Source organism: Mesorhizobium sp. M2C.T.Ca.TU.002.02.1.1, from assembly GCF_003997225.1.
Genome location: NZ_RZTO01000006.1, coordinates 1 through 20,998 on the forward strand (window position 1 = coordinate 1; position 20,998 = coordinate 20,998).

Annotated in this window: 20 protein-coding genes; 8 read left to right on the forward strand and 12 right to left on the reverse strand. The window is 64.9% G+C overall.

Annotated features, from left to right (window positions below):
• The 3 genes from EOD07_RS00765 to doeB all read left to right on the forward strand — a co-directional run.
• On the forward strand, positions 1-655 hold a 655-nt coding region (locus EOD07_RS00765), incomplete at its 5' end, for an ornithine cyclodeaminase family protein (RefSeq protein ID WP_127233542.1).
• A gap of 38 nt (positions 656-693) precedes the next feature.
• On the forward strand, positions 694-1,872 hold the full coding sequence (gene doeA, locus EOD07_RS00770) for an ectoine hydrolase DoeA (RefSeq protein ID WP_127233543.1): 1,179 nt from the start codon (positions 694-696) through the stop codon (positions 1,870-1,872).
• Between the two features lie 5 nt (positions 1,873-1,877).
• On the forward strand, positions 1,878-2,879 hold the full coding sequence (doeB, locus tag EOD07_RS00775) for a N(2)-acetyl-L-2,4-diaminobutanoate deacetylase DoeB (RefSeq protein WP_127233544.1): 1,002 nt from the start codon (positions 1,878-1,880) through the stop codon (positions 2,877-2,879).
• 80 nt (positions 2,880-2,959) lie between these two features.
• Here doeB and EOD07_RS00780 read toward each other — a convergent pair whose 3' ends face one another.
• Genes EOD07_RS00780 through EOD07_RS00795 form a run of 4 tightly spaced genes read right to left on the reverse strand, consistent with a single transcriptional unit; the run spans position 2,960 to position 7,372 of the window.
• Positions 2,960-3,895, reverse strand: a complete 936-nt coding sequence (locus EOD07_RS00780) for a sugar ABC transporter substrate-binding protein (protein WP_041001776.1) — start codon at positions 3,893-3,895, stop codon at positions 2,960-2,962.
• A 14-nt stretch (positions 3,896-3,909) separates the two neighbouring features.
• Complete coding sequence (locus EOD07_RS00785; protein WP_127233545.1) at positions 3,910-4,905, reverse strand: ABC transporter permease; 996 nt, start codon at positions 4,903-4,905, stop codon at positions 3,910-3,912.
• A complete protein-coding gene (locus tag EOD07_RS00790; protein ID WP_245469729.1) occupies positions 4,905-5,903 on the reverse strand; it encodes an ABC transporter permease in 999 nt (332 codons plus the stop codon). The genes EOD07_RS00785 and EOD07_RS00790 overlap by 1 nt, the downstream gene beginning before the upstream one ends.
• Complete coding sequence (locus EOD07_RS00795; protein ID WP_245469731.1) at positions 5,900-7,372, reverse strand: sugar ABC transporter ATP-binding protein; 1,473 nt, start codon at positions 7,370-7,372, stop codon at positions 5,900-5,902. Before EOD07_RS00795 ends, EOD07_RS00790 begins: the two co-directional genes overlap by 4 nt.
• Positions 7,373-7,715: 343 nt before the next feature.
• Here EOD07_RS00795 and EOD07_RS00800 point away from each other — a divergent pair, with 343 nt between their 5' ends.
• The 4 genes from EOD07_RS00800 to EOD07_RS00815 all read left to right on the forward strand — a co-directional run bounded on the left by EOD07_RS00800 (position 7,716) and on the right by EOD07_RS00815 (position 11,316).
• Positions 7,716-8,390, forward strand: coding sequence for a GntR family transcriptional regulator (locus EOD07_RS00800; protein WP_041002199.1), 675 nt, complete (start codon positions 7,716-7,718; stop codon positions 8,388-8,390).
• A gap of 33 nt (positions 8,391-8,423) precedes the next feature.
• Positions 8,424-8,753 (forward strand): L-rhamnose mutarotase, encoded by a 330-nt coding sequence (locus EOD07_RS00805; RefSeq protein WP_127233562.1) that lies wholly within the window; start codon positions 8,424-8,426, stop codon positions 8,751-8,753.
• Positions 8,754-8,962: 209 nt separating this feature from the next.
• Complete coding sequence (locus EOD07_RS00810) at positions 8,963-10,474, forward strand: altronate dehydratase family protein (RefSeq protein WP_127233547.1); 1,512 nt, start codon at positions 8,963-8,965, stop codon at positions 10,472-10,474.
• A gap of 95 nt (positions 10,475-10,569) precedes the next feature.
• Entirely contained in the window at positions 10,570-11,316 is a 747-nt protein-coding gene (locus EOD07_RS00815; RefSeq protein ID WP_127233548.1) for an SDR family NAD(P)-dependent oxidoreductase, read from the forward strand.
• A gap of 119 nt (positions 11,317-11,435) precedes the next feature.
• Here EOD07_RS00815 and EOD07_RS00820 read toward each other — a convergent pair whose 3' ends face one another.
• The 7 genes from EOD07_RS00820 to cyoA are packed head-to-tail and all read right to left on the reverse strand — an operon-like array spanning position 11,436 to position 18,306.
• Positions 11,436-11,969, reverse strand: a complete 534-nt coding sequence (locus EOD07_RS00820; RefSeq protein WP_164772005.1) for a response regulator transcription factor — start codon at positions 11,967-11,969, stop codon at positions 11,436-11,438.
• Complete coding sequence (locus EOD07_RS00825; protein WP_127233549.1) at positions 11,959-13,311, reverse strand: ATP-binding protein; 1,353 nt, start codon at positions 13,309-13,311, stop codon at positions 11,959-11,961. The genes EOD07_RS00820 and EOD07_RS00825 overlap by 11 nt, the downstream gene beginning before the upstream one ends.
• Positions 13,308-14,114 carry an SURF1 family protein gene (locus tag EOD07_RS00830; protein WP_127233550.1) on the reverse strand — a complete coding sequence of 269 codons (807 nt, stop codon included), beginning with the start codon at positions 14,112-14,114 and terminating at the stop codon, positions 13,308-13,310. The genes EOD07_RS00825 and EOD07_RS00830 overlap by 4 nt, the downstream gene beginning before the upstream one ends.
• Positions 14,111-14,485: a cytochrome o ubiquinol oxidase subunit IV gene (cyoD, locus tag EOD07_RS00835; RefSeq protein WP_127233551.1), complete on the reverse strand. Its 375-nt coding sequence runs from the start codon at positions 14,483-14,485 to the stop codon at positions 14,111-14,113. The genes EOD07_RS00830 and cyoD overlap by 4 nt, the downstream gene beginning before the upstream one ends.
• Positions 14,482-15,108 (reverse strand): cytochrome o ubiquinol oxidase subunit III, encoded by a 627-nt coding sequence (gene cyoC / locus EOD07_RS00840; protein WP_164772006.1) that lies wholly within the window; start codon positions 15,106-15,108, stop codon positions 14,482-14,484. The genes cyoD and cyoC overlap by 4 nt, the downstream gene beginning before the upstream one ends.
• Positions 15,109-15,116: 8 nt before the next feature.
• Positions 15,117-17,114, reverse strand: a complete 1,998-nt coding sequence (gene cyoB / locus EOD07_RS00845) for a cytochrome o ubiquinol oxidase subunit I (RefSeq protein WP_127233553.1) — start codon at positions 17,112-17,114, stop codon at positions 15,117-15,119.
• 10 nt (positions 17,115-17,124) lie between these two features.
• Entirely contained in the window at positions 17,125-18,306 is a 1,182-nt protein-coding gene (gene cyoA, locus EOD07_RS00850) for a ubiquinol oxidase subunit II (protein ID WP_127233554.1), read from the reverse strand.
• Between the two features lie 211 nt (positions 18,307-18,517).
• Between cyoA and EOD07_RS00855 the strand changes: the two genes are divergently transcribed.
• Complete coding sequence (locus tag EOD07_RS00855) at positions 18,518-19,828, forward strand: MFS transporter (RefSeq protein WP_073988991.1); 1,311 nt, start codon at positions 18,518-18,520, stop codon at positions 19,826-19,828.
• Between the two features lie 27 nt (positions 19,829-19,855).
• Here the strand turns inward: EOD07_RS00855 and EOD07_RS00860 are convergent, their stop codons facing one another.
• On the reverse strand, positions 19,856-20,875 hold the full coding sequence (locus EOD07_RS00860; RefSeq protein ID WP_127233555.1) for an NAD-dependent epimerase: 1,020 nt from the start codon (positions 20,873-20,875) through the stop codon (positions 19,856-19,858).
• Positions 20,876-20,998: the final 123 nt, after the last annotated feature.

Below are 20,998 nucleotides of genomic sequence, written 5' to 3' on the forward strand. Positions count from 1 at the left end.
TATCCGCACGGCGGCCGCCGGCGCCGAAGATCGCCGCTACCTTGGAATCTTCGCGCGACAGATGCCTGGCCGCGACCGCGCCGGCGTGCAGGCCGGGCTGCAGCTCGAGGCGTTGCGCCTCGTGCGGCCGATCGAGGAAGCGCGGATCTGGGCGCGCGACGCCGCCAAGGCGGAGGCCACAGCCGCCCGCCTGCGCGAGAAGCTCGGTATCGTCGTGCGGGCCGAGCCGGATGCGGCGAATGCGGCAGCCGGCGCCGACATCATCGTCACCACGACCCCTTCGACCGAACCGCTGATCAAGGCAGGTTTCGGCTCGGCCGGCCAGCATATCACCGCCATGGGCTCGGATGCCGAGCACAAGAACGAGATCGCGCCGGCGATCCTGCGCATGGCCGACCTCTATGTCGCCGACAGCGCCAAGCAGACGCGGCGTCTGGGCGAGCTTCATCATGCCATCGACGCAGGCGTAATGGCCGCCGACGCCGAGGTTACCGAGCTTGGCCAGATCATCGCCGGCAAAAAGCACGGCCGGCGCTCGGCGAGCGACATCACCATCGCCGACCTCACCGGCACCGGCGTGCAGGACACCGCGATCGCCACGCTTACCCGCGACCGCGCGCGGGCGACGAATGCCGGAACGATTTTCGAGAGCTAGTGCCGGCCGCAAGGCCCAACAAACGAGGACCAAGAACAATGCAACCAAATTTGAAATTCTCGCGCGGCGAATATGCGGAGCGCCTCGCCAAGACGCGGAAGGCCATGGAGGCCAAGGGCGTCGATCTGCTGATCGTCAGCGATCCCTCCAACATGGCCTGGCTGACCGGCTATGACGGCTGGTCCTTCTATGTGCATCAGGCGGTCATCGTGCCGCCTTCGGGCGAGCCGGTCTGGTACGGACGCGGCCAGGACGCCAACGGCGCAAAGCGCACCGCCTATCTCGCGCATGACAACATCATCGGCTACGCCGATCATTATGTGCAGTCGACCGAGCGGCACCCGATGGATTACCTCGCCAGCGTGCTTGCGGAGCGCGGCTGGGACAAGCTCTCCATCGGCGTCGAGATGGACAATTACTGGTTTTCGGCCGCCGCGTTCGCTTCGCTGCAGAAACACCTGCCCAATGCCCGTTTCGCCGATGCCACCGCGCTGGTCAACTGGCAGCGCGCCGTGAAGAGCCCGACCGAGATCGAGTACATGCGCAACGCCGCCCGCATCGTCGAGGCGATGCACCGGCGCATCGTCGACAGGATAGAGGTCGGCATGCGCAAATGCGACCTGGTCGCCGAGATATACGATGCCGGCACGCGCGGCGTCGCCGGTATCGGCGGCGACTATCCGGCGATCGTGCCGCTGCTGCCGTCGGGCGCGGATGCCTCGGCGCCGCATCTCACCTGGGACGACAAGCCGATGAAGGTCAACGAAGGCACGTTCTTCGAGATCGCCGGCTGCTACAACCGCTATCATTGCCCGCTGTCGCGCACCGTATTCCTCGGCAAGCCGACGCAGGCCTTCCTCGACGCCGAGAAGGCGACGCTGGAAGGCATGGAGGCAGGCCTGGCCGCCGCCAAGCCCGGCAACACTTGCGAGGACATCGCCAATGCCTTCTTCGCCGTCCTGAAGAAATACGGTATCGTCAAGGACAACCGCACCGGCTACCCGATCGGCTTGTCCTATCCGCCGGACTGGGGCGAGCGCACGATGAGCCTGCGTCCCGGCGACCGCACCGAGCTCAGGCCCGGCATGACCTTCCATTTCATGACGGGGCTGTGGCTGGAGACGATGGGGCTGGAAATCACCGAGTCGATCCTGATCACCGACACCGGCGTCGAATGCCTGGCCAATGTGCCGCGCAAGCTGTTCGTGAAGGACTGAGGCCGATGTCCGCTTTGCGTCCATCGCCGATCACGCCGACCGTCGACTTCGAGCGCGAGGGCGTCCAGCACGGCTTCCTGCGCTTGCCCTACAGCCGCGACGATTCCGCCTGGGGCTCGGTGATGATCCCGGTCTGCGTCGTCCGCAGAGGCAAGGGCTCGACGGCGCTGCTCACCGGCGGCAATCACGGCGACGAGTATGAGGGGCCGCTGGCGCTCTACGATCTCGCCCGCACGCTCGATCCGAAAAATGTCTCCGGCACGGTCATCATCGTGCCGGCGATGAACTATCCGGCCTTCCGTGCCGGCACGCGCACCTCGCCGATCGACAAAGGCAACATGAACCGCTCTTTCCCTGGACGGCCGGACGGCACGGTGACGGAGAAGATCGCCGACTATTTCCAGCGTGAATTGCTGCCGCGCGCGGACATCGTGTTCGACTTCCATTCCGGCGGCAAGACGCTGGACTTCGTGCCGTTCTGCGCCGCGCATACGCTGCCCGACAAGGCGCAGGAGAAAGAGGCTTTCGCCGCCGTCGAAGCCTTCTCGGCGCCGTTCTCGATGCGCATGACCGAGATCGACGCGGTCGGCATGTATGACACGGCCGCCGAGGAGATGGGCAAGGTCTTCGTCACCACCGAGCTTGGCGGCGGCGGAACCTCTCGCGCCGAAACGGTGCGGATCGCCCGGCGCGGCATCCTCAACGTGCTGCGCCATGCCGGGATCGTCGAGGGCGAGGTCGAGAAGGGCAGAACTCAGTGGCTCGACATGCCGTCGGGCGACTGCTTCGCCTTCGCCGAGGAGGACGGGATGATCGAGACCATGGTCGATCTCGGCGAGCCCGTGGAAGAGGGCCAGGTGGTCGCGCGCGTCCATCCGGTCGGCCGCACTGGCCAGGCGCCGCAGGAGATCACGGCCAGGATGTCGGGGCTGCTCGCCGCACGCCACTTCCCCGGCCTGGTCAAGGCGGGCGACTGCGTCTCGGTGCTGGGCGTGGCCGTTCGGTAATTGCCCTGGCGCGGCGTCCGACCGGTGCCGGGCTGGGATAGGGGATCGGCCGGCCCGGATAAACCAGGCCGGCCATGTGATCAGAACGCCGGTTCGACCGAGCCGACATTGTCCTTGGTGACGACCGTCAGCGGGATCGGCAGCCTGTCCTTGACCTCCTTGCCGTCGATGATCTCCGCCATGGTGTTGATCGCCAGGCGGCCGTCCTCGACCGGCGACTGCACGATGGTCGAGTACATCTCGCCGCTCTTGATCGATTCGAACGCGTCCTTCTGGCCGTTGATGCCGACGATCGGTGGCGTCGGCTTGGACGGATTGGCTTCCTTCCAGGCGTCGATGAAGCCGCGCGCCATGGTGTCGTCATTGGCGTAGACGCCGGTGATCTGGTCGCCGAAGCGGGTGATCAGGTCGCGGCTGACGACCAGCGCCTTCTGCTGGTCGAAGTCGGCGTTGACGGTGTCGAGCACCTTGATATCGGCGTTCGTTTCCTTGAGCCGGTCGGTGAACCCGTTGACGCGGCCGATGGTGGTGCCGTTGCCGGCCTGGCCGGCGATGATGACCACCGAGCCCTTGCCGCCCAGTGCCTTGCTCAGCGAATCCGCGGCCAGCTTGCCTTCCTCGTAGACGTCCGGTCCCGTGAAGGACTTTATGAAGGGCTTGGCGTCGTCGCTCATCGGCGAGTTGATGAGGATCGCCGGGATGTTCGCCTGCTGCGCGCGGGCAAGGCCCGGAATATAGGCCTGCGGATCGAGCGGCCACAGGATGATGCCATCGACCTTGCGCGCCACGCAGGTGTTGAGCTGCTCGGTGCCCTTCTGCACGTCGAAGTCCTGGCTGAGGCTGAGTATCTCGACGCCAAGCTCCTTGGCGCGGGCCTCGAGCGCCTTGTTGGCCGGCGTCGCATAGGCATGCGAATCCGCCGCCGTCACGTAGCAGACGGTCTTGGCGCTTGCCCATCCGGTCGAGGCCAGGAGCGCCACGGCGGCGAGTTGGAGCATGCTTTTCTTGCCAATCATAAGTTTCCTCCCAATCATACGTTTTCTCCTTGAGTGATTGGATTGTCGCGAACGAGCGCCGGGCGCGTGCCCGGAGCCCTCCCCTTGGTGGTAACGGCCCGATCGAGCACGACGAGCAGGATCAGGATCAGCCCGGACACGACCTGCTGGACGTATGCGGGTATGGACTGGAACTCCATCGCGATGGTCAGCGAGCCGATCGTCAGCACGCCGCCCAGCGTGCCGAGCGCGGATCCCCTGCCGCCTTCGAGGCGGGTTCCGCCGACGACGACGGCGGCAATGACGGCGACCGTCAGTTCCGAGCCGAAGACGGGCGAGCCGGTGTTGGTGACGAGGCTCTGGAGGACGCCCGCAAGGCCGGCCAGCGTGCCTGCGAGGACGAAGCCGAGAAAGACGATGCGGTCCGAGGCAATGCCGCTTTCCTTGGCGGCGGCCGGATTGGAGCCGACGGCAAAGACGTTGCGGCCCGGGATGGTGCGCGTCAGCCAGACATGCAGCAGCACGATCAGCACGATGAACAGCGCGCTGCGGATGGTGAATATCTCGAGATAGGTCTTGGCCAGCGCCAGCGACAGCATGATGTCGGTGCCGGTCACCGGCTGGCTTTTGGTGATCCAGTGCGCGAGCGAGCGGAAGATCAGCATCGTGGCCAGCGTCAGCACCAGCGAATTGACCTTCAGTCCGACGACCAGGGCGCCATTGATCGCGCCGGCGACGGCGCCGACAAGAATGCCGACGACCGCCGCGGGCAGGATGCCGATCTCGCGCTGCAGGATGACCGAGACGATGCCGGCCAGCGCGAATACCGCACCGCCGGAGAGATCGATCTGACCGGCGATCAAAAGCACGGTCAGGCCGATGGCGATCAGGCCGATGGTCGCGGCCCTGTCGAGGCCGAGGCCGAGCGTCGACGGCGCCAGATAGCCAGGCACGACCAACGCCGAGACGACAAGCGTCAGACCGAGGATGATGAGGACGCGATATTGCGAGGCAAGGACCAGGAGGCGCATCACGCCACTCCCCGCTTGCGCAGCGCGGCGTCCATGCCGACGGCGCCGACGATCAGGATGCCCAACACGAAGCCCTGGACCGGCGTGCGCACCCCTTGCAGCACCATGACGTTGGTGAGGAGCTGCACGAAGACTAGGCCGGCGACGGCTCTCGGCACCGAGCCGAAGCCGCCGATGATAGAGACGCCGCCGACGACGACCGCGGTGATGGCGCTGAATTCGTAGCCGGAGCCGATCAGCGGCCGTGCGCTCTGCAGCGTCAGCCCGAGCAGGCCGCCGCTGATGCCGGACGCGAGCGCGGTAATCACGAAGGCTCCGGCCTTGACGGCCTTGACGGGGACGGCGCTGGCTTCGGCCGCGCTGTAATTGCCGCCGGTCGCCAATGTCCAGCGTCCCCAGAAGGACCTGGACAGCACGAAATGGCCGATGAGCGCGATGGCCAGGAAGATCAGCACCACGACCGGGATGCCGAGCAACCGGCCCTTGGCGAATTCGGCCGAGGCCGCGTTCGAACCGTAGACGATGACGCCGCCGACCGCCGCCTGGACTATGCCGAGGCCGATGGTTCCGACGCCAAGCGTGGCGATGATCGGATTGATGCCGACATAGCCGACGAGGACGCCGTTGAGCAGGCCGATCAGGCCGGCCAGCGCAACCGCCAGGACGAAGGCGGGTACGGGACCGATGAGCGGCTGCAGCCCCAGCGAGAGGATCGCGCCGCAGGCGATGGTGGCGGGCACCGAAAGGTCCGCCAGGCCGCCGACCACCAGCACGAAGGTCATGCCGACCACGACGATGCCGACGATCGACATCGAGGTCAGCACGTTGAGCAGATTGCCTGCGGTGAAGAAGGCCGGGCTGGCGAACGAGCCGTAGAGGACGACGGCGAGGATGGCCAGCACAAGGCCCGCCTTGGACAGCACACCGACGAGCCTGCTGCCGCGCGTAAAACGGTCGTTGCGGTTCACGCCGCTGATCTCCATGGCCGCGTCCGTCACGCCGCTTCCTCGCCGGTCGCGAGCGCCATGATGCGCTCCTCGCTGAGCTCGGCGCGGGTCAGCGGCGCCGATGCGCGGCCGTCGCGCATCACCACCACGCGATCGCACACGCCGAGGATCTCGGGCAGTTCCGACGAGATCATCACCACCGCCATGCCGTCGGCGACGAGTTGGCCGATGATGTGATGTATCTCCGCCTTGGCGCCGACATCGACGCCGCGCGTCGGCTCGTCGAGGATCAGCACGGCGGGTTTCGCCGCCAGCCACTTGGCGATGACCGCCTTCTGCTGGTTGCCGCCCGAAAGCAGGTTGATGCGCCGCTCGCCATCCGGCGGCGAGATGGAGAACTGCTTGACGTAAATGGCCGACAGTGAGCGGTCGGCACTGCGCCTGATGCGCCCGAAGCTGGTCAGGCGGCGCAGGATGGGCAGGCTTATGTTCTCGCGCACCGACATGCCGGGCACGATGCCGTCGCCCTTGCGGTCCTCCGGGACGTAGGCGATGCCGGCGCGCACCGCCTCGGATGGCGAGTTGATGGCGACCTTGCGGCCATTGACGCTGACGCTGCCCTCGACCAGCCGCGACAGGCCGAAGATGGCGCGCGCGACTTCGGTGCGGCCGGCGCCGACGAGGCCGGTCAACCCAAGGATCTCGCCGGCCCGCACATCGAAGCTGACATCGCGGAAGCTCGCGCCGTCGCCGATGCGCTCGACGCGCAGTACTGATGCGCCGATCTCGGCCGGGCTCTTGGGGAAGACATTGCTCACCTCGCGGCCGACCATCAGCCTGATCATCTCGGCCGCGGTGATCCCCTCGATGGGGCGCGTCTCGATCATCGAGCCGTCACGCAGCACGGTGACCTCGTCGGCGATCTCGAGCACCTCCTTCAGCCGGTGGCTGATATAGACGATGGCGATGCCCTCGCCGCGCATCTTGCGCAGGATGCGGAAGAGCGCCGCCGTCTCGTGCTCGCTGAGCGACGATGTCGGCTCATCGAGGACGATGATGCGGGGCTGGGCCGCATAGGCCTTGGCGATCTCGACAAGCTGCTGCTGGCTGATCGAGAGGTTCCCAAGCCGCTCGCGCGGATTGATCGCGGCGCCCAGTTCCTTGAGGACGGCCGCCGTTCTCCTGACCATTTCGCCCTTGCGCAGCCAGGTCCATTTGCCGGGCATGCGGCCGAGATAGACATTCTCGGCGACGGTCAGGTCGGGGACCAGATTGATCTCCTGATGGACCATGCGGATGCCGAGCGCCTGAGCGTCCGCCGGCTTGCGCATGCGCACCTCATTGCCGCCGACCTTGATCGTGCCGCTGGTCGGCGCGTAGGAACCATTGAGCACTTTCATGAGGGTCGACTTACCGGCGCCGTTCTCGCCGACGACCGCGTGGACGGTGCCGAATTTCACGGCGAAATTGACGTTCGAGAGCGCCTTCACGCCCGGAAACGTCTTGCTGATGCCCCGCATGTCCAAGGCACAATCCGCCACGACAGTCATTTCTGGCTTGGTCCTCCCTGGCAAGCGGCCCGGCGCTCCCCGGCGCGGGTTCATCGGTCACATCAAGCGCATGGCCGGCCCCTCAAACCGACCACGAAAGCCCTCGCGAAAACCACGCTTGAGGCCCCGAAACGCTTCCACCGCGACGCCGATAATCGCGACGGCCGGCACTATTGCACTAATATAACAGTTCTGGCAAGCTGGTTTTCAGAGGCTTTCGACAAGGGAGGCAATCGGTTTTGCGCATGCGTGCATTCCGGTTGGCATTCTAATATAATTCATCCATTGGCGTGGACGAGCGATGGGATTTTTCATGGATCTGGACCCTTCGACCCTCAATCGGGCCCTGCCGCTGCGCGACCAGATCTACAACAAGGTCCGCAACCTGATCGTCGTCGGGCGACTGAAGCCCGGCGAGATCATCAACGAGGTGGCGATTGCCGAGGCGCTCGGCGTATCGCGCACGCCGGTGCGCGAGGCAGTCAAGCGCATCAGCGACGAAGGGCTGGTCAAGATCCTGGCGCAAAGCGGCACCTATGTGGCGCCGATCAGCCGCGCCGATCTCGAGGAAGCCTATGTCATCCGCCGGGCGCTGGAGATGGAAAGCGCAAGGCGCGCCGCGGCCAAGATGACGCCGCAGGCGGCCGAGCTCCTGGAAGACAACATGGCCGCTCACAAGCTCGCCATTTCGCGTGGACGCTATGCCGTGGCGATCCAGCTCGACGACGTCTTCCACCGCAGCATAGCCGAGATCTGCGGCATGCCGATGATCTGGCGGGCGGTCGACATCTCCAAGGCGCAGATGGACCGCGGCCGCTATCTGGCGATCCCCAAGCCCGGCTATGGCGAGCAGACGATCGAGCAGCACGAAGCCATCCTCGACGCCCTGAAGCGCCAAGATGCGGAGGGCGCCGCGCAGGCGATGGAGAGCCATCTGGAGACGTCCTTCCGCAACACGCTCGAAGTCGCCGCCGAGCTCCTCGGCTAACAATCCGACGCCGTCGAACCAGACGAGACCATGATGAAGAGAATGGGGCTTTGCATCGGCCTGAGGGCCGAGGCGATCGAGGACTACAAGCGCGTGCATGCCGCGGTCTGGCCCGAGGTGCTCGAGGTCATCAGCCGCGCCAACATAAGGAACTACTCCATCTTCCTGCGCGAGCCGGAGAACCTGCTGTTCGCCTATTGGGAATATCACGGCGACGATTTCGCATCGGACGCCGCGCGAATGGGCGAATCGGCCGCGATGCGCAAATGGTGGGAATTGTGCGACCCGATGCAGCAGCCGTTGGCCACCCGCGCGCGAGGCGAATGGTGGGCGGCGATGGAGGAAGTCTTCCACCTGGACTGAGCCGCTGGCGACGGCGGCCCGGATGGGCAAGGATTTGCGCGCAGGCGGCGATCCCGCTCTGTCGAGCCCTGCGAAGGATATCCCGCAACGGCGGTTCCACCGAAACACGATCGGCTGTCGCTTGACCACTGACATTCTATTATATTAGTATTCCCACTCATCAAATCTCGCGGCCGCGCCGGTGAGAATTTTCTTCAGAGTCTTGGGCAATGGCACGCTTCATCAAGCTTTCGCATGCGGACAACATCCTGCTCGCGGTCGATCCGTTGGCGGCTGGCGAGAAGGCCGGCGATATCGCGGCGCGGGTCCGTATCCCGCGCGGACACAAGATGGCCATGCGCGACATCGCGGCGGACGAGCCCATCGTGAAATACGGCCAGACCATCGGCTTCGCGCGCGGACCGATCGCGGCCGGGGACTGGGTGCACGAGCACAATGTCTATCTGCGCGATTTCGAGCGGGATTACGGCTATGGCGCGGACGCCAGGCAAACGGCGGTCCTTGCCGACGGCGAACGGGCAACCTTCATGGGTTATCGCAGGCCGAACGGCAAAGTCGGCACGCGCAACTACATCGCCACGCTGACCTCGGTGAACTGCTCGGCCAGCGTCGCGCGCTTCATCGCCGAGGAAGTCAACCGCTCCGGCATCCTGCGCAACTATCCCAATGTCGACGGCATCATCTCGCTCGTCCACGGCACTGGCTGCGGCATCGACACCAAGGGCCCGGCCTACGATCTTCTGAAGCGCACGCAATGGGGCTTCGCCACCAATCCCAATGTCGGCGGCGTGCTGATGGTCGGGCTCGGCTGCGAGGCCTTCCAGATCCCGCGCTGGATGCAATCCTACGGCATCGAGGAGAACACCACCTTCCGCACGATGACGATCCAGGAAACCGGCGGCACGCGCAAGACGGTCGATGCCGGGGTGAAGGCGATCGTCGAGATGCTGCCGATCGTCAACGCCGCGCGGCGCACGCCGCAACCAGCCTCCGAGCTGGTGCTGGCGCTGCAATGCGGCGGCTCGGACGGCTACTCCGGCATCAGCGCCAATCCGGCGCTCGGCGCGGCGGTGGACCTGCTCGTCGCGCAGGGCGGAACCGCCGTTCTTTCGGAGACACCCGAGATCTACGGTGCGGAACATCTCCTGACCCGCCGCGCCGAAAGCCGGGCGGTCGGCGAAAAGCTGGTCGAGCGCATCCGCTGGTGGGAGGACTACACCGCCAGGCACGACATGGAGATGAACAACAATCCCTCGCCCGGCAACAAGCTGGGGGGATTGACGACCATCCTGGAGAAGTCGCTCGGCGCATCGGCCAAGGGCGGCACCACCAATTTGCGCGCGGTGCTGGAATATGCCGAGCCGATCAACGAGCGCGGCCTCGTCTTCATGGACACGCCCGGCTACGACCCGGTCTCGGCCACCGGCCAGGTCGCCGGCGGCGCCAACATATTGTGCTTCACCACCGGGCGCGGCTCGGCCTTCGGCTGCAAGCCGACGCCTTCGATCAAGCTCGCCTCCAACTCGTTCATCTTCGAGCAGATGCGCGACGACATGGACATCAACTGCGGCGACATACTGGACGGCGTGACGCCGGCTGAGAAGGGCGAGGAAATCTTCGCGGAGATCCTGCGGGTGGCGTCCGGCGGGCGCACCAGGTCCGAGGCGCTTGGCTATGGCGACAACGAATTCGTGCCGTGGAGCCTCGGCGCCACCATGTAGCGTCGCGATACCGGGCCGGAAGCCCGTGCGGATCACGCATTGCGGCCAATAGCCGGAATATCAGCAGGAAAATTGGACTGGAGGAAACGCCCGATATGAACAGGATCGATCTGGACGGCCAGCACGCGGTGGTGACCGGCGGCGCCCAGGGCCTCGGCTTCGCCATGGCCAAGCGCTTTGTCGCCTCGGGCGCCACGGTCACGCTTTGGGACCTCGACGAGGCGCGCCTCGACGCCGCCCGGCAGGAGCTCGGCAAGGCCGCCACGACGCTGGTGGTCGATATCGCCGATTGGGACGCGGTCGATGCAGCCCGCGCCAGGACCGAGGAGATCGCCGACAAGATCTCCATCCTGGTGAACTCCGCAGGCATCGCCGGCCCTGCCGCGCCGCTCGATGTCTACGACGTCGACATGTGGAAGAAGATCATCGACATCAACGTCAACGGCACCTTCCACGTCAATCGCGCCGTCGTGCCCGGCATGAAAGAGCGCAACTACGGCCGCATCGTCAACATCGCCTCTGTGGCCGGCAAGGAGGGCAATCCCAACGCCGCCGCCTATTCGGCATCGAAGGCGGCCGTCATCGGCCTGACGAAGTCGCTCGGCAAGGAGCTGGCGCAATACGACATCGCCGTGAACTGCATTTCACCGGCGACCGCCCAGACGCGCATCCTCGACCAGCTGACACCAGAGCATATCGAGTACATGCGCTCGCGCATCCCGCGCGGCCGGCTGCTTGAGGTCGACGAAGCCGCCGCGATGGTCGCGTGGCTGGTCTCGAAGGAAAACAGCTTCACCACCGCCTCGACATTCGATCTGTCGGGCGGGCGCACCACTTACTGAACAATCGAGGAAATTGCCCCAGAGCATTTCACCGTTTCACAGAAACGGTGAAATGCTCTATCTCCTTGTTTTTACGCAATTCCAGACGGAAAACCGCTCACACTTTTCCTGGAATTGCCCTACTGCACCACGCGCTTCTCGAGCTTGCGCGCGAGCGTGCGCCGGTGCAGGCCGAGCCGGCGCGCGGTCTCGGAGATGTTGAAGCCGGTCTCGACCAGCGTTTCGTGGATGCGCTCCCATTCGAGGTTCTTGATCGAAGTGGGGCGGCTGGTGAGCGGCACCGAGACGTCGCCCTCGGCGCGGCCGAAGGCGGCTTCGATGTCGTCGGTGTTGGCGGGCTTGGCCAGATAGTGGCAGGCGCCGAGCTTGATCGCCTCGACCGCCGTGGCGATGCTGGCAAATCCCGTCAATACGACGATCCGCATCGACGGGTTGCGGGCGCTGAGCAGCTTGACGCATTCGAGCCCGGATCCCGCTCCGAGCTTGAGATCGACGACGGCATAGGCCGGAACAGTCTTTTCCAGCGCGACCAGCAGCGCCTCCCGGTCGTGGGAGACCACAACGTCATAGTCGCGCTTTTCAAAGGAGCGTTTGAGCGTCCGCGCGAAGGTCACGTCGTCCTCGACGACAAACAAGGATCGATCAGATTTCACGATCGCCTCCATCGGTCAGCGCCGCCAGCGGCAGCGAAAGGGTAACGCAGGCGCCCTCCGCCATGTTGCGCGCCGAAACGTCACCTCCGAGCTTGCGCACGACATTGAACACCAGGAAGAGGCCCAGGCCACCGCCTGGACGCCCCTTGCTCGACATATAGGGCTGGCCGAGCGCGGCCAGAATATCCTTGTCGAAACCCGGCCCGCGATCCTTGACGATGAACACCAGCTTCTCATCCTGCCGTTCGGCAGTGATGCCAACCCAATCGTGCGATGCTTCCTGCGCATTGTCGAGCACGTTGAAGATCACTTGTTTCAGCGCCGTGTCGGACACGATCTGCTCGTCCGGCTCGAAACCGTTGCTGTAATCCAGCTTGATAGGCTGGCGGCTGAGGCGCCACTCCTGCACGAGATCGTCGAGGAACTGGCGGATCGTGGTGCGGATCGTGCCCTCGCCCCGCGCATGGCCGGAAGACATGAGGATACCGGTTACGATGCTTTTGCAGCGCTCGATCTGCGCCTGCATCTCGGCCACGTCCTCGGAGAGCTCGCGGCTGCGTTTGACGCCGCGCATCTGGCGCCAGTCGGACAGGATGACCGAAATGGTCGAGAGCGGCGTGCCCAACTCGTGCGCGGCACCTGAGGCCAGCAGGCCCATGCGCACGATGTGGTCTTCCTCGGCCGAACGCTGGCGCAGGTCGGCAAGATAGGCATCGCGTTCGCGCAGGTTGCGGTTGATGCGCGTCATGAAGATCACGATCAGGCCGGCCGCCAGCACGAAGCAGATGAACATGCCGCGCAGATGCAGCGCCAGGAGATCGCTGCCGCCGTGATGCGGGAGCGCGATCGGTTGGAAGGCGAAGATGAGGAAGACGAAGCAGGCGGAGGCCGCCACCACCAGGATCCAGGTGGACCATGGCGCCAGCAGCGCGGCCCCGAGCGTGATCTGCAGGAGGTAGAGCGACACGAAAGGATTCGAGGCGCCGCCGCTCAGGTAAAGCTGCGTTGTCAGCGCCGCCATGTCGAAGATCAGCGCGACGAAGAGCTGCGCATTGGAGATGCGGCGATTGCCGCGCAGGGCGAGCAGGCTGAAGATGTTGAGCCCTATGAGGAAAAGCACCACGCCGGCCATCTCGGCGAGCGGCAGCGGGATGGCGAACCAGTATTGCGTCACCAGGATGGTCAGCACCTGCCCGGCCACCGCCAGCCAGCGCAACTGGATGAGGAGCAGCAGGTTCTTCCTGTTCGTGGCGTCGGTGTTCGAGGCCGAGCCTCCCTGGCCGGCCGGTGGAACCGCCAGGAACGGCTTGTCGTGATGAAGCCGCGCGATCGAAATGTTCATCTTGGCGCGTCCCGCTGATCGCGGCCGGCGAAGATCGGCCTGACAAGCGCCACCGCCAGCATCGCGGCCAGGGCAAACCAGGTCAAAGCGTAGACAAGATGCGCGTTGCGAAACTTGACGACGGTGAGCCCGCCGCGCGGCCAGCTGTCGGGGCCGGAGGCCCCGGCATCGATGAAATAGGGCGCGACGTCGGTCAGGCCGCGGGCCTTGGCAATTGCCGCGACGTCGCGCGAGTACCAGCGGTTCGTGGCCGGATCGTTGCTGCGCAGGAAACCGCCGCCGGGCTCGCTGACGCGCAGCAGCCCGTCGACCATCGCCGGCGCGGCGAGCGCGGCATTCTCCCGCTCGAACTCAGCCTTGCGCTCCTGCGGAACGAAGCCGCGGTTGACGAGAACCGTGAAACCGCGGTCGTCGCGCATCGGCGTCAGCACCCAATAGCCGCCGCCGAGCTCGGTCACCGCCTGCACCAGCGCGTTGGCGCCTTGAAACGACCCGGCCAGCCGCACATGGCGGTATTCATAGCCGGCCGCGTCGATATCAGCCCATGTCGCGGGGCCAGGCGCATCGACGACCGGAGCATGGATGCGCTGGTCGACGCGGGCGATAAGGTCGAGCTTCCAGACCCGTCTTTCCAGCTGCCAGATGCCGAGCCCGAGAAACACCAGGACGCCGAGAAGCCCAGCCAGCACAGCCAAGAATCGCGACGCGGAGCCCTTCGAGGGAGCATGGGGGCCAGTGCCTGCCCGGCCGATCATGTCTTCCGCCTCGAATTTAGCCCTCCCCGCGCCCGACACAGGGTTCATGGCATCTCCCGCATCTCGTGGAGTCCCGGCATCATGTTGGCATTGAGGTGGTACATCACCCAGAGCGAGCCGCTCAGCACGATGACGACGAGGATCACCGTGAAGATGAGCGCCAGCATCGACCATCCGCCTTCCGAGGCGGGGGTCATGTGCAGGAAGAAGACCATGTGCACCACGATCTGCACCACCGCGAAGGCCATGATGATGATGGCTGTGGCCTGCTTGTTGTCGATGGCGCCCGTCATGACCATCCAGAACGGGATGGCGGTGAGCACCACCGACAGGACGAAGCCGATCAGATAGCCCTTCAGCGACCCGTGCGCGGCGCCGCCATGCGTGTGGTCGTGATCGGCATGATCATGAGCGCTCATCTGAGCATCCCCATCAGGTAGACGAAGGTGAAGACGCCGATCCAGACGACGTCGAGGAAGTGCCAGAACATCGAGAGGCACATCAGCCGGCGGCGGTTGGCCTCGATGAGGCCGTATCGCGCGACCTGCACCATCAGCGTCACCATCCAGACGATGCCGAAAGTGACATGCAGGCCGTGCGTGCCGACCAGCGTGAAGAAGGACGACAGGAAGGCGCTGCGCTGCGGCGTCGCGCCCTCATGGATCATGTGCGCGAACTCGTAGAGCTCGATGGACAGGAACGCCAGGCCGAACAGCATGGTCACGGCAAGCCAGCCTTGCGTCGCGCCGACGCGGCCCTTGTCCATGGTCAGCATGGCAAAGCCATAGGTGATCGAGGAGAGCAGCAGCATGGTGGTGTTGACCGCCACCAGGCCGAGGTCGAACAGGTCCTTCGGCGCCGGACCGGCCGCGTAATTGCCGCCGAGCACGCCAAAGGCCGCGAACAGCATGGCGAAGATCAGGCAGTCGCTCATCAGATAGAGCCAGAAGCCGAGCATGGTGCTGCCGCCTTCGGCGTGTGCGTGCTCTTCTTCCAGGTGGAAGACCGGTGCGGTATCGGCCGTGATTGCCGTCGATGCCATGCTCAAACCTAACCCTGGGCGGCGAGGAGCGTCGTCCTCGCCTCCTCCGTTTGCGCGACCTCTGCCGCCGGGATGTCGAAGTCGCGGTGATAATTGAAGGTGTGGCCGATCGCCGTTGCGATCAGGCAAACGAAGCTCAGAGCCGCCAGCCACCACATGTACCAGATCAGGCCGAAGCCGAGCACGACGCTGAAGACGGCCAGGATCACCCCGGTGCCGGTGTTCTTCGGCATGTGGATCGGCTTGAATCCGGTGAGCGGGCGCCGGTAGCCGGCTCTCTTCATGTCGAACCAGGCGTCGTTGTCGCGGATGACCGGCGTGAAGGCGAAGTTGTAGGCCGGCGGCGGCGAGGAGGTCGACCATTCGAGCGTGCGGCCATCCCATGGATCGCCGGTGTGATCGGCCAGCGCTTCGCGCCTGCGGATGGAGACGAAGATCTGCACCAAGAAGGCGGCGATGCCGGCGGCGATCAGCACCGCGCCGAAGGCGGCGATGACGAACCATATCTGCAGCGAGGGATCGTCGAAGACGCGCATGCGGCGCGTCACGCCCATCAGGCCGAGGATATAGAGCGGCATGAAGGCGAACCAGAAGCCGAGAACCCAGCACCAGAACGAAACCTTGCCCCAGAACGGATCGAGCCTGAAGCCGAAGGCCTTGGGCCACCAATAGGCGATGCCGGCGAACAGGCCGAACAGCACGCCGCCGATGATGACGTTGTGGAAATGCGCGATCAGGAACAGGCTGTTGTGCAGCACGAAGTCGGCCGGCGGCACGGCAAGCAGCACGCCGGTCATGCCGCCGACGACGAAGGTGAGCATGAAGGCCACCGTCCACATCATCGGCAGCTCGAAGCGGATGCGGCCGCGATACATGGTGAAAAGCCAGTTGAACATCTTCGCCCCGGTCGGGATCGAGATGATCATGGTGGTGATGCCGAAGAAGGAGTTGACGCTGGCGCCGGAGCCCATGGTGAAGAAATGGTGCAGCCAGACCAGATAGGACAGGATGGTGATGACCACCGTGGCGTAGACCATCGAGGTGTAGCCGAAGAGCCGCTTGCCGGAGAAGGTCGAGGTGACCTCGGAGAAGACGCCGAACAGCGGAAGGATGAGGATGTAGACCTCCGGATGACCCCATATCCAGATGAGGTTCACATACATCATCGGGTTGCCGCCGAAGTCGTTGGTGAAGAAGTTGGTGCCGACATAGCGGTCGAGCGCGAGCAGCGTCAGCACAGCCGTCAGCACCGGGAAGGACGCCACGATCAGCACGTTGGTGCAGAGCGAGGTCCAGGTGAAGACGGGCATGCGCATCATCGTCATGCCGGGGGCCCGCATCTTGATGATGGTGCAGATCAGGTTGATGCCGGACAGTGTCGTGCCGACGCCCGCAACCTGCAGCGCCCATATGTAATAATCGACGCCGACATCGGGACTGTAGTTGATGCCCGAGAGCGGCGGATAGGCCAGCCAGCCGGTGCGCGCGAACTCGCCCACGAACAGAGAGGCCATGACCAGGATGGCGCCGCCGACCGTCATCCAGAAGCTGAAATTGTTGAGGAAGGGGAAGGAGACGTCGCGCGCGCCGATCTGCAGCGGCACGACGAAGTTCATCAGCCCGGTGACGAAAGGCATCGCCACGAAGAAGATCATGATCACGCCATGGGCGGTGAAGATCTGGTCGTAGTGATGGGCGTTGAGATAGCCTTCCGAACCGTTGAAGGCGATGGCCTGCTGCAGACGCATCATGATGGCGTCGGAGAAGCCGCGCAAAAGCATGACGAGGCCCAGCACCATATACATGATGCCGATCTTCTTGTGGTCGACGCTGGTGAACCACTCGCGCCAGAGATAACCCCAGAGCCGGAAATAGGTGATGGCGCCGAGCACCGCCAGGCCGCCGAGCGCCACCACGATGAAGGTGCCGACGACGATCGGCTCGTGCAGCGGCAGCGACTCCAGAGTGAGGCGGCCGAAGATGAATTTGGTCAGCGTCTCAGGCATCCGCCATTCCTCACAGTTCGAAGCGCAGCAGGCCGAGTGACCGCGTCTCGGCATCGGCGCGGCGGCTGCCGGCGCCGGGCGCAAGCAGGCCGACGCCGCGTAGCGGGGACAGGTCCCTGAGCGGCCAACCCCTGTCATCGTCATTGCGGGCCGCGCGCGAGGCGGCGGCCGCTTCCTCCGCCGTGCAGATGCTGGCGACATAGGACGGATCGTTGCCGAACACGGCCCCGCGCCTGGCAAGCTTGTCGTATTGCAGCGGCAGGGTGTTGCGCACGCCGGCGAGCCCCAGACCGCCCTTGGCGTCGATCGACATCATCTCGTTCATGCACATCTTGCCCGGTTCGACGCACAGATTGAGGATGGCGCCCCAGAGGTCGGGATCGACGGAGGCATAGCGGCGGACCGGCTCGTTCTCGCTCGGACGTTCGAGCGCGAGATAGGTCTCGCGGTTGAGCGTGGCCTGCGCGCTCTTGGTCTGCGTTACCCAATCACCGAACGCCTGGTCGGAGAGGCCGTGGAACGCAAAGCGCATGCCAGAGAAGCCGGCGCCGCTGTAATTGGCCGAGAAGCCTGTGTAGGTGCCTGGGCGGTTGATGACGGCGTGCAGCTTCGTCTCCATGCCCGGCATGGCGTAGATCTGGCCGGCAAGGGCTGGGATGTAGAAGGAGTTCATCACCGTGGACGAGGTGATGCGGAAGTCGATCGGCTGGTTGACCGGCGCCACCAGCTCGTTGACGGAGGCAATGCCGTAATCCGGATAGATGAAGAGCCATTTCCAATCGAGTGCGACGACGTCGACCCTGAGCGGCTTATGGGCCTGCGTGACCAGCTGCCCCGGCTCGATCCGGTCGATGCGCCGATAGGGATCGAGCAGGTGTGTGCCGAGCCAGGTGAGCGCGCCGAGGCAGATGATGACGAGCAGGGGAGCGGCCCAGATCACCAGCTCCAGCTTGGTCGAATGGTCCCAGTCCGGCGTATAGGTCGCGGTGGTGCTGGATTGCCGGTAGCGCCAGGCGAACAGCACTGTCAGCGCCATGACAGGCACGATGATGAGCAGCATCAGCAGGGTCGAGACGACGAGCAGGTCGCGCTGCTGCGCCGCGACATCGCCCGCGGGCGCCAGCACGACGAAGTCGCAGCCGCTCAGCAGCACGGCGAGCGGAAGGAGAAGCAAGGCTCCGGATCGTTTCATCAAACGCTGCCCTCGATGGCCCTGCACGGATATTTGCAGGTTGCGATGCGATAGGGCCCAACGGCTACTGCCGCCGGCATCGCGACGACATTGGACAATTTGTCCAATGCCCAGCCGGGGTGGCTTTGGCGAAACTGGCCATGCATTATGGGATGACAATCGTATCTCGGACCGGGCGCGTCCCGGACCGAGCTCGGTGGCAACGGACAAGATGGCTGAAACTTCGACCGCCGGAACGGACAGCAGGCTGATCGGCTCGCATCACGGCCAGGTCAGCGCCGGTGATATCGCGGTCGGCGTAATTATCGGCAGGACGTCGGAATTCTTCGATTTCTTCGTCTATGCGATCGCTTCCGTGATCGTGTTTCCCAAACTTGTGTTTCCGACGCACGATCCGCTGGTCGGGACGCTCTATTCCTTCGCCATCTTCGCGCTGGCCTTCATCGCACGCCCGTTCGGCACCGTGCTGTTCATGGCGGTCGACCGCGCCTATGGCCGCGGCGCCAAGCTGACGATCGCGCTGTTCCTGCTCGGCACCTCGACGGTCGCGATGGCGTTCCTGCCGTCCTATGAGGATGTCGGCGCGGTCGCCGCCTGGCTGCTGGGGCTTACCCGGTTCCTGCAGGGCCTGGCGCTCGGCGGGACGTGGGATGGACTGCCCTCGCTTCTGGCGCTGAATGCGCCGCAGAACCGGCGCGGCATCTACGCGATGATCCCGCAGCTCGGCGCCCCGATCGGGCTCATCGTGGCAAGCTCCCTGTTCGCCTTCTTCGTCGCCAACCTGTCGGCCGACGACTTCTTCGCCTGGGGCTGGCGCTACCCCTTCTTCGTCGCCTTCGCCATCAATGTCGTGGCGCTGTTTGCCAGGCTGCGCATCGTGGTGACGCCCGAGTTCTCGAAACTCTACGAGAGCGGCGACCTTCAGCCGACCCGCATCAGGGACATGATCCGCATGGAGGGCCGCAACGTCGTCGTCGGCGCCTTCGCGCCGCTGGCGAGCTTCGCCCTGTTCCACATGGTGACGGTGTTTCCGCTGTCCTGGGTGTTCCTGTTCACCAATGAAGGGCCGGAGCGGTTCCTTGTCATCGAAGCGGTGAGCGCGCTGTTCGGCATCGCGGCGATCGTCGCATCGGGTCCGCTGGCCGACCGTGTCGGGCGCCGCGCCCTGCTTGGCGGCGGCGCCGTCGCCATCGCAGCATTCAGCGGCTTTGCTCCGCAGCTTCTCAACGGCGGTACCGTCGGCGAGACGGTGTTCATGGTGCTGGGCTTCATCCTGCTGGGCTTAAGCTTCGGGCAGTCCTCGGGCGTCGTCGCGACGAGCTTCTCGCGCCGGCATCGCTATACCGGTTCGGCGGTGACGTCGGACCTCGCCTGGATGTTCGGCGCCGGCTTCGCGCCGCTCGCCGCGCTGCTGCTGGCCGGCACTTTCGGCCTCATCGCCGCCGGCGCCTATCTGCTTTCGGGCGCCGCCTGCACGCTGATCGCGCTCTGGATCGACAGGCAGGCACGCCGGGCCGACTGAAGAGCAGCGCGCTCGGTTTGCCTGCGATCAGACCTGATAGAAATCCCGATACCATTCCACGAAGCGCGGGACGCCGATCTCGATCGGGATCCTGGGCTTGAAGCCGGTCACCTCTTCGAGCGAGGTCACATCGGCGAAAGTTGCCGGCACGTCGCCCGGCTGCAGCGGCATCAAATTGCGGATGGCCTTGCGCCCAAGCGCTTCTTCCAGCACGTCGATCAGCCGGCTGAGCTCGACGGGCGAGCTGTCGCCGATGTTGTGGAGCCTGAACGGCGCATTGCTTGTCGCGGGATCGGGTGCCGCACTTGTCCAATCGGGATTGGGCGTCGCGGGATGCTGCATGACGCGGACCACCCCTTCGACGATGTCGTCGATATAGGTGAAATCGCGCTGCATGTTGCCATGGTTGAAGACGTCGATCGGCTGGCCGGCGAGGATAGCCTTGGTGAAGATGAACAAGGCCATATCGGGCCGTCCCCATGGACCGTAGACGGTGAAGAAGCGCAAGCCCGTCGTCGGCAGCCCGAACAGATGGCTGTAGGTGTGGGCCATCAGCTCGTTCGCCTTCTTGCTGGCGGCATAGAGGCTCAAGGGGTGGTCGGCGGAATCGTGCACGGAGAACGGCATGCGCGTGCTGCCGCCATAGATCGAGCTCGACGACGCATAGACGAGATGGCCGACCGAGGCCTGCCGGCACCCTTCCAGGATGTTGAGGAAGCCGTTGAGATTGCTTTGCGCGTAGACGTGCGGATTGATCAGCGAATAGCGCACGCCCGCCTGCGCGGCGAGATTGACGACGATCTCCGGCGCGGCCGAGGCAAAGACCGCCGAGATGCCATCGCGATCGGCGAGATCAACATGCTCGAAACGAAAGTTCGCGAACGTTTTCAGCCGCTCGAGCCGCGCCTGTTTCAGGGCGATGTCGTAATACTCGTTCATGGAATCGAGGCCGACAACCTGCCGGCCTTCGGCGAGCAGCCGGTGGCAGAGGTGAAAACCGATGAAGCCGGCCGCGCCGGTGATCAGGATAGGCCTGCTCGACGTCAATACATGCCCCAAATGCTGTAGCCCGCCCCTCTACGGACCGACTGCTTGTCGACGGCCCGCCGGCCAACGCAGCCCAAACCTGTCATGGCCGCAGGTTCGGGAACGTCTGGATACCCCCAGCCG

Bases quoted from the DNA above. Each gene is read 5' to 3' on its own strand.
- EOD07_RS00805 (WP_127233562.1), top strand. From the start codon at position 8,424: ATGAAGAGAATGGGGCTTTGCATCGGCCTGAGGGCCGAGGCGATCGAG.
- EOD07_RS00825 (WP_127233549.1), bottom strand. From the start codon at position 13,311: ATGAACATTTCGATCGCGCGGCTTCATCACGACAAGCCGTTCCTGGCG.
- EOD07_RS00830 (WP_127233550.1), bottom strand. From the start codon at position 14,114: ATGAACCCTGTGTCGGGCGCGGGGAGGGCTAAATTCGAGGCGGAAGAC.
- cyoD (WP_127233551.1), bottom strand. From the start codon at position 14,485: ATGAGCGCTCATGATCATGCCGATCACGACCACACGCATGGCGGCGCC.
- doeA (WP_127233543.1), top strand. From the start codon at position 694: ATGCAACCAAATTTGAAATTCTCGCGCGGCGAATATGCGGAGCGCCTC.
- EOD07_RS00780 (WP_041001776.1), bottom strand. From the start codon at position 3,895: ATGATTGGCAAGAAAAGCATGCTCCAACTCGCCGCCGTGGCGCTCCTG.
- cyoC (WP_164772006.1), bottom strand. From the start codon at position 15,108: ATGGCATCGACGGCAATCACGGCCGATACCGCACCGGTCTTCCACCTG.
- EOD07_RS00855 (WP_073988991.1), top strand. From the start codon at position 18,518: ATGGCTGAAACTTCGACCGCCGGAACGGACAGCAGGCTGATCGGCTCG.
- EOD07_RS00795 (WP_245469731.1), bottom strand. From the start codon at position 7,372: ATGCGGGGCATCAGCAAGACGTTTCCGGGCGTGAAGGCGCTCTCGAAC.
- EOD07_RS00810 (WP_127233547.1), top strand. From the start codon at position 8,963: ATGGCACGCTTCATCAAGCTTTCGCATGCGGACAACATCCTGCTCGCG.
- EOD07_RS00815 (WP_127233548.1), top strand. From the start codon at position 10,570: ATGAACAGGATCGATCTGGACGGCCAGCACGCGGTGGTGACCGGCGGC.
- cyoA (WP_127233554.1), bottom strand. From the start codon at position 18,306: ATGAAACGATCCGGAGCCTTGCTTCTCCTTCCGCTCGCCGTGCTGCTG.
- cyoB (WP_127233553.1), bottom strand. From the start codon at position 17,114: ATGCCTGAGACGCTGACCAAATTCATCTTCGGCCGCCTCACTCTGGAG.
- EOD07_RS00785 (WP_127233545.1), bottom strand. From the start codon at position 4,905: ATGCGCCTCCTGGTCCTTGCCTCGCAATATCGCGTCCTCATCATCCTC.
- doeB (WP_127233544.1), top strand. From the start codon at position 1,878: ATGTCCGCTTTGCGTCCATCGCCGATCACGCCGACCGTCGACTTCGAG.
- EOD07_RS00800 (WP_041002199.1), top strand. From the start codon at position 7,716: ATGGATCTGGACCCTTCGACCCTCAATCGGGCCCTGCCGCTGCGCGAC.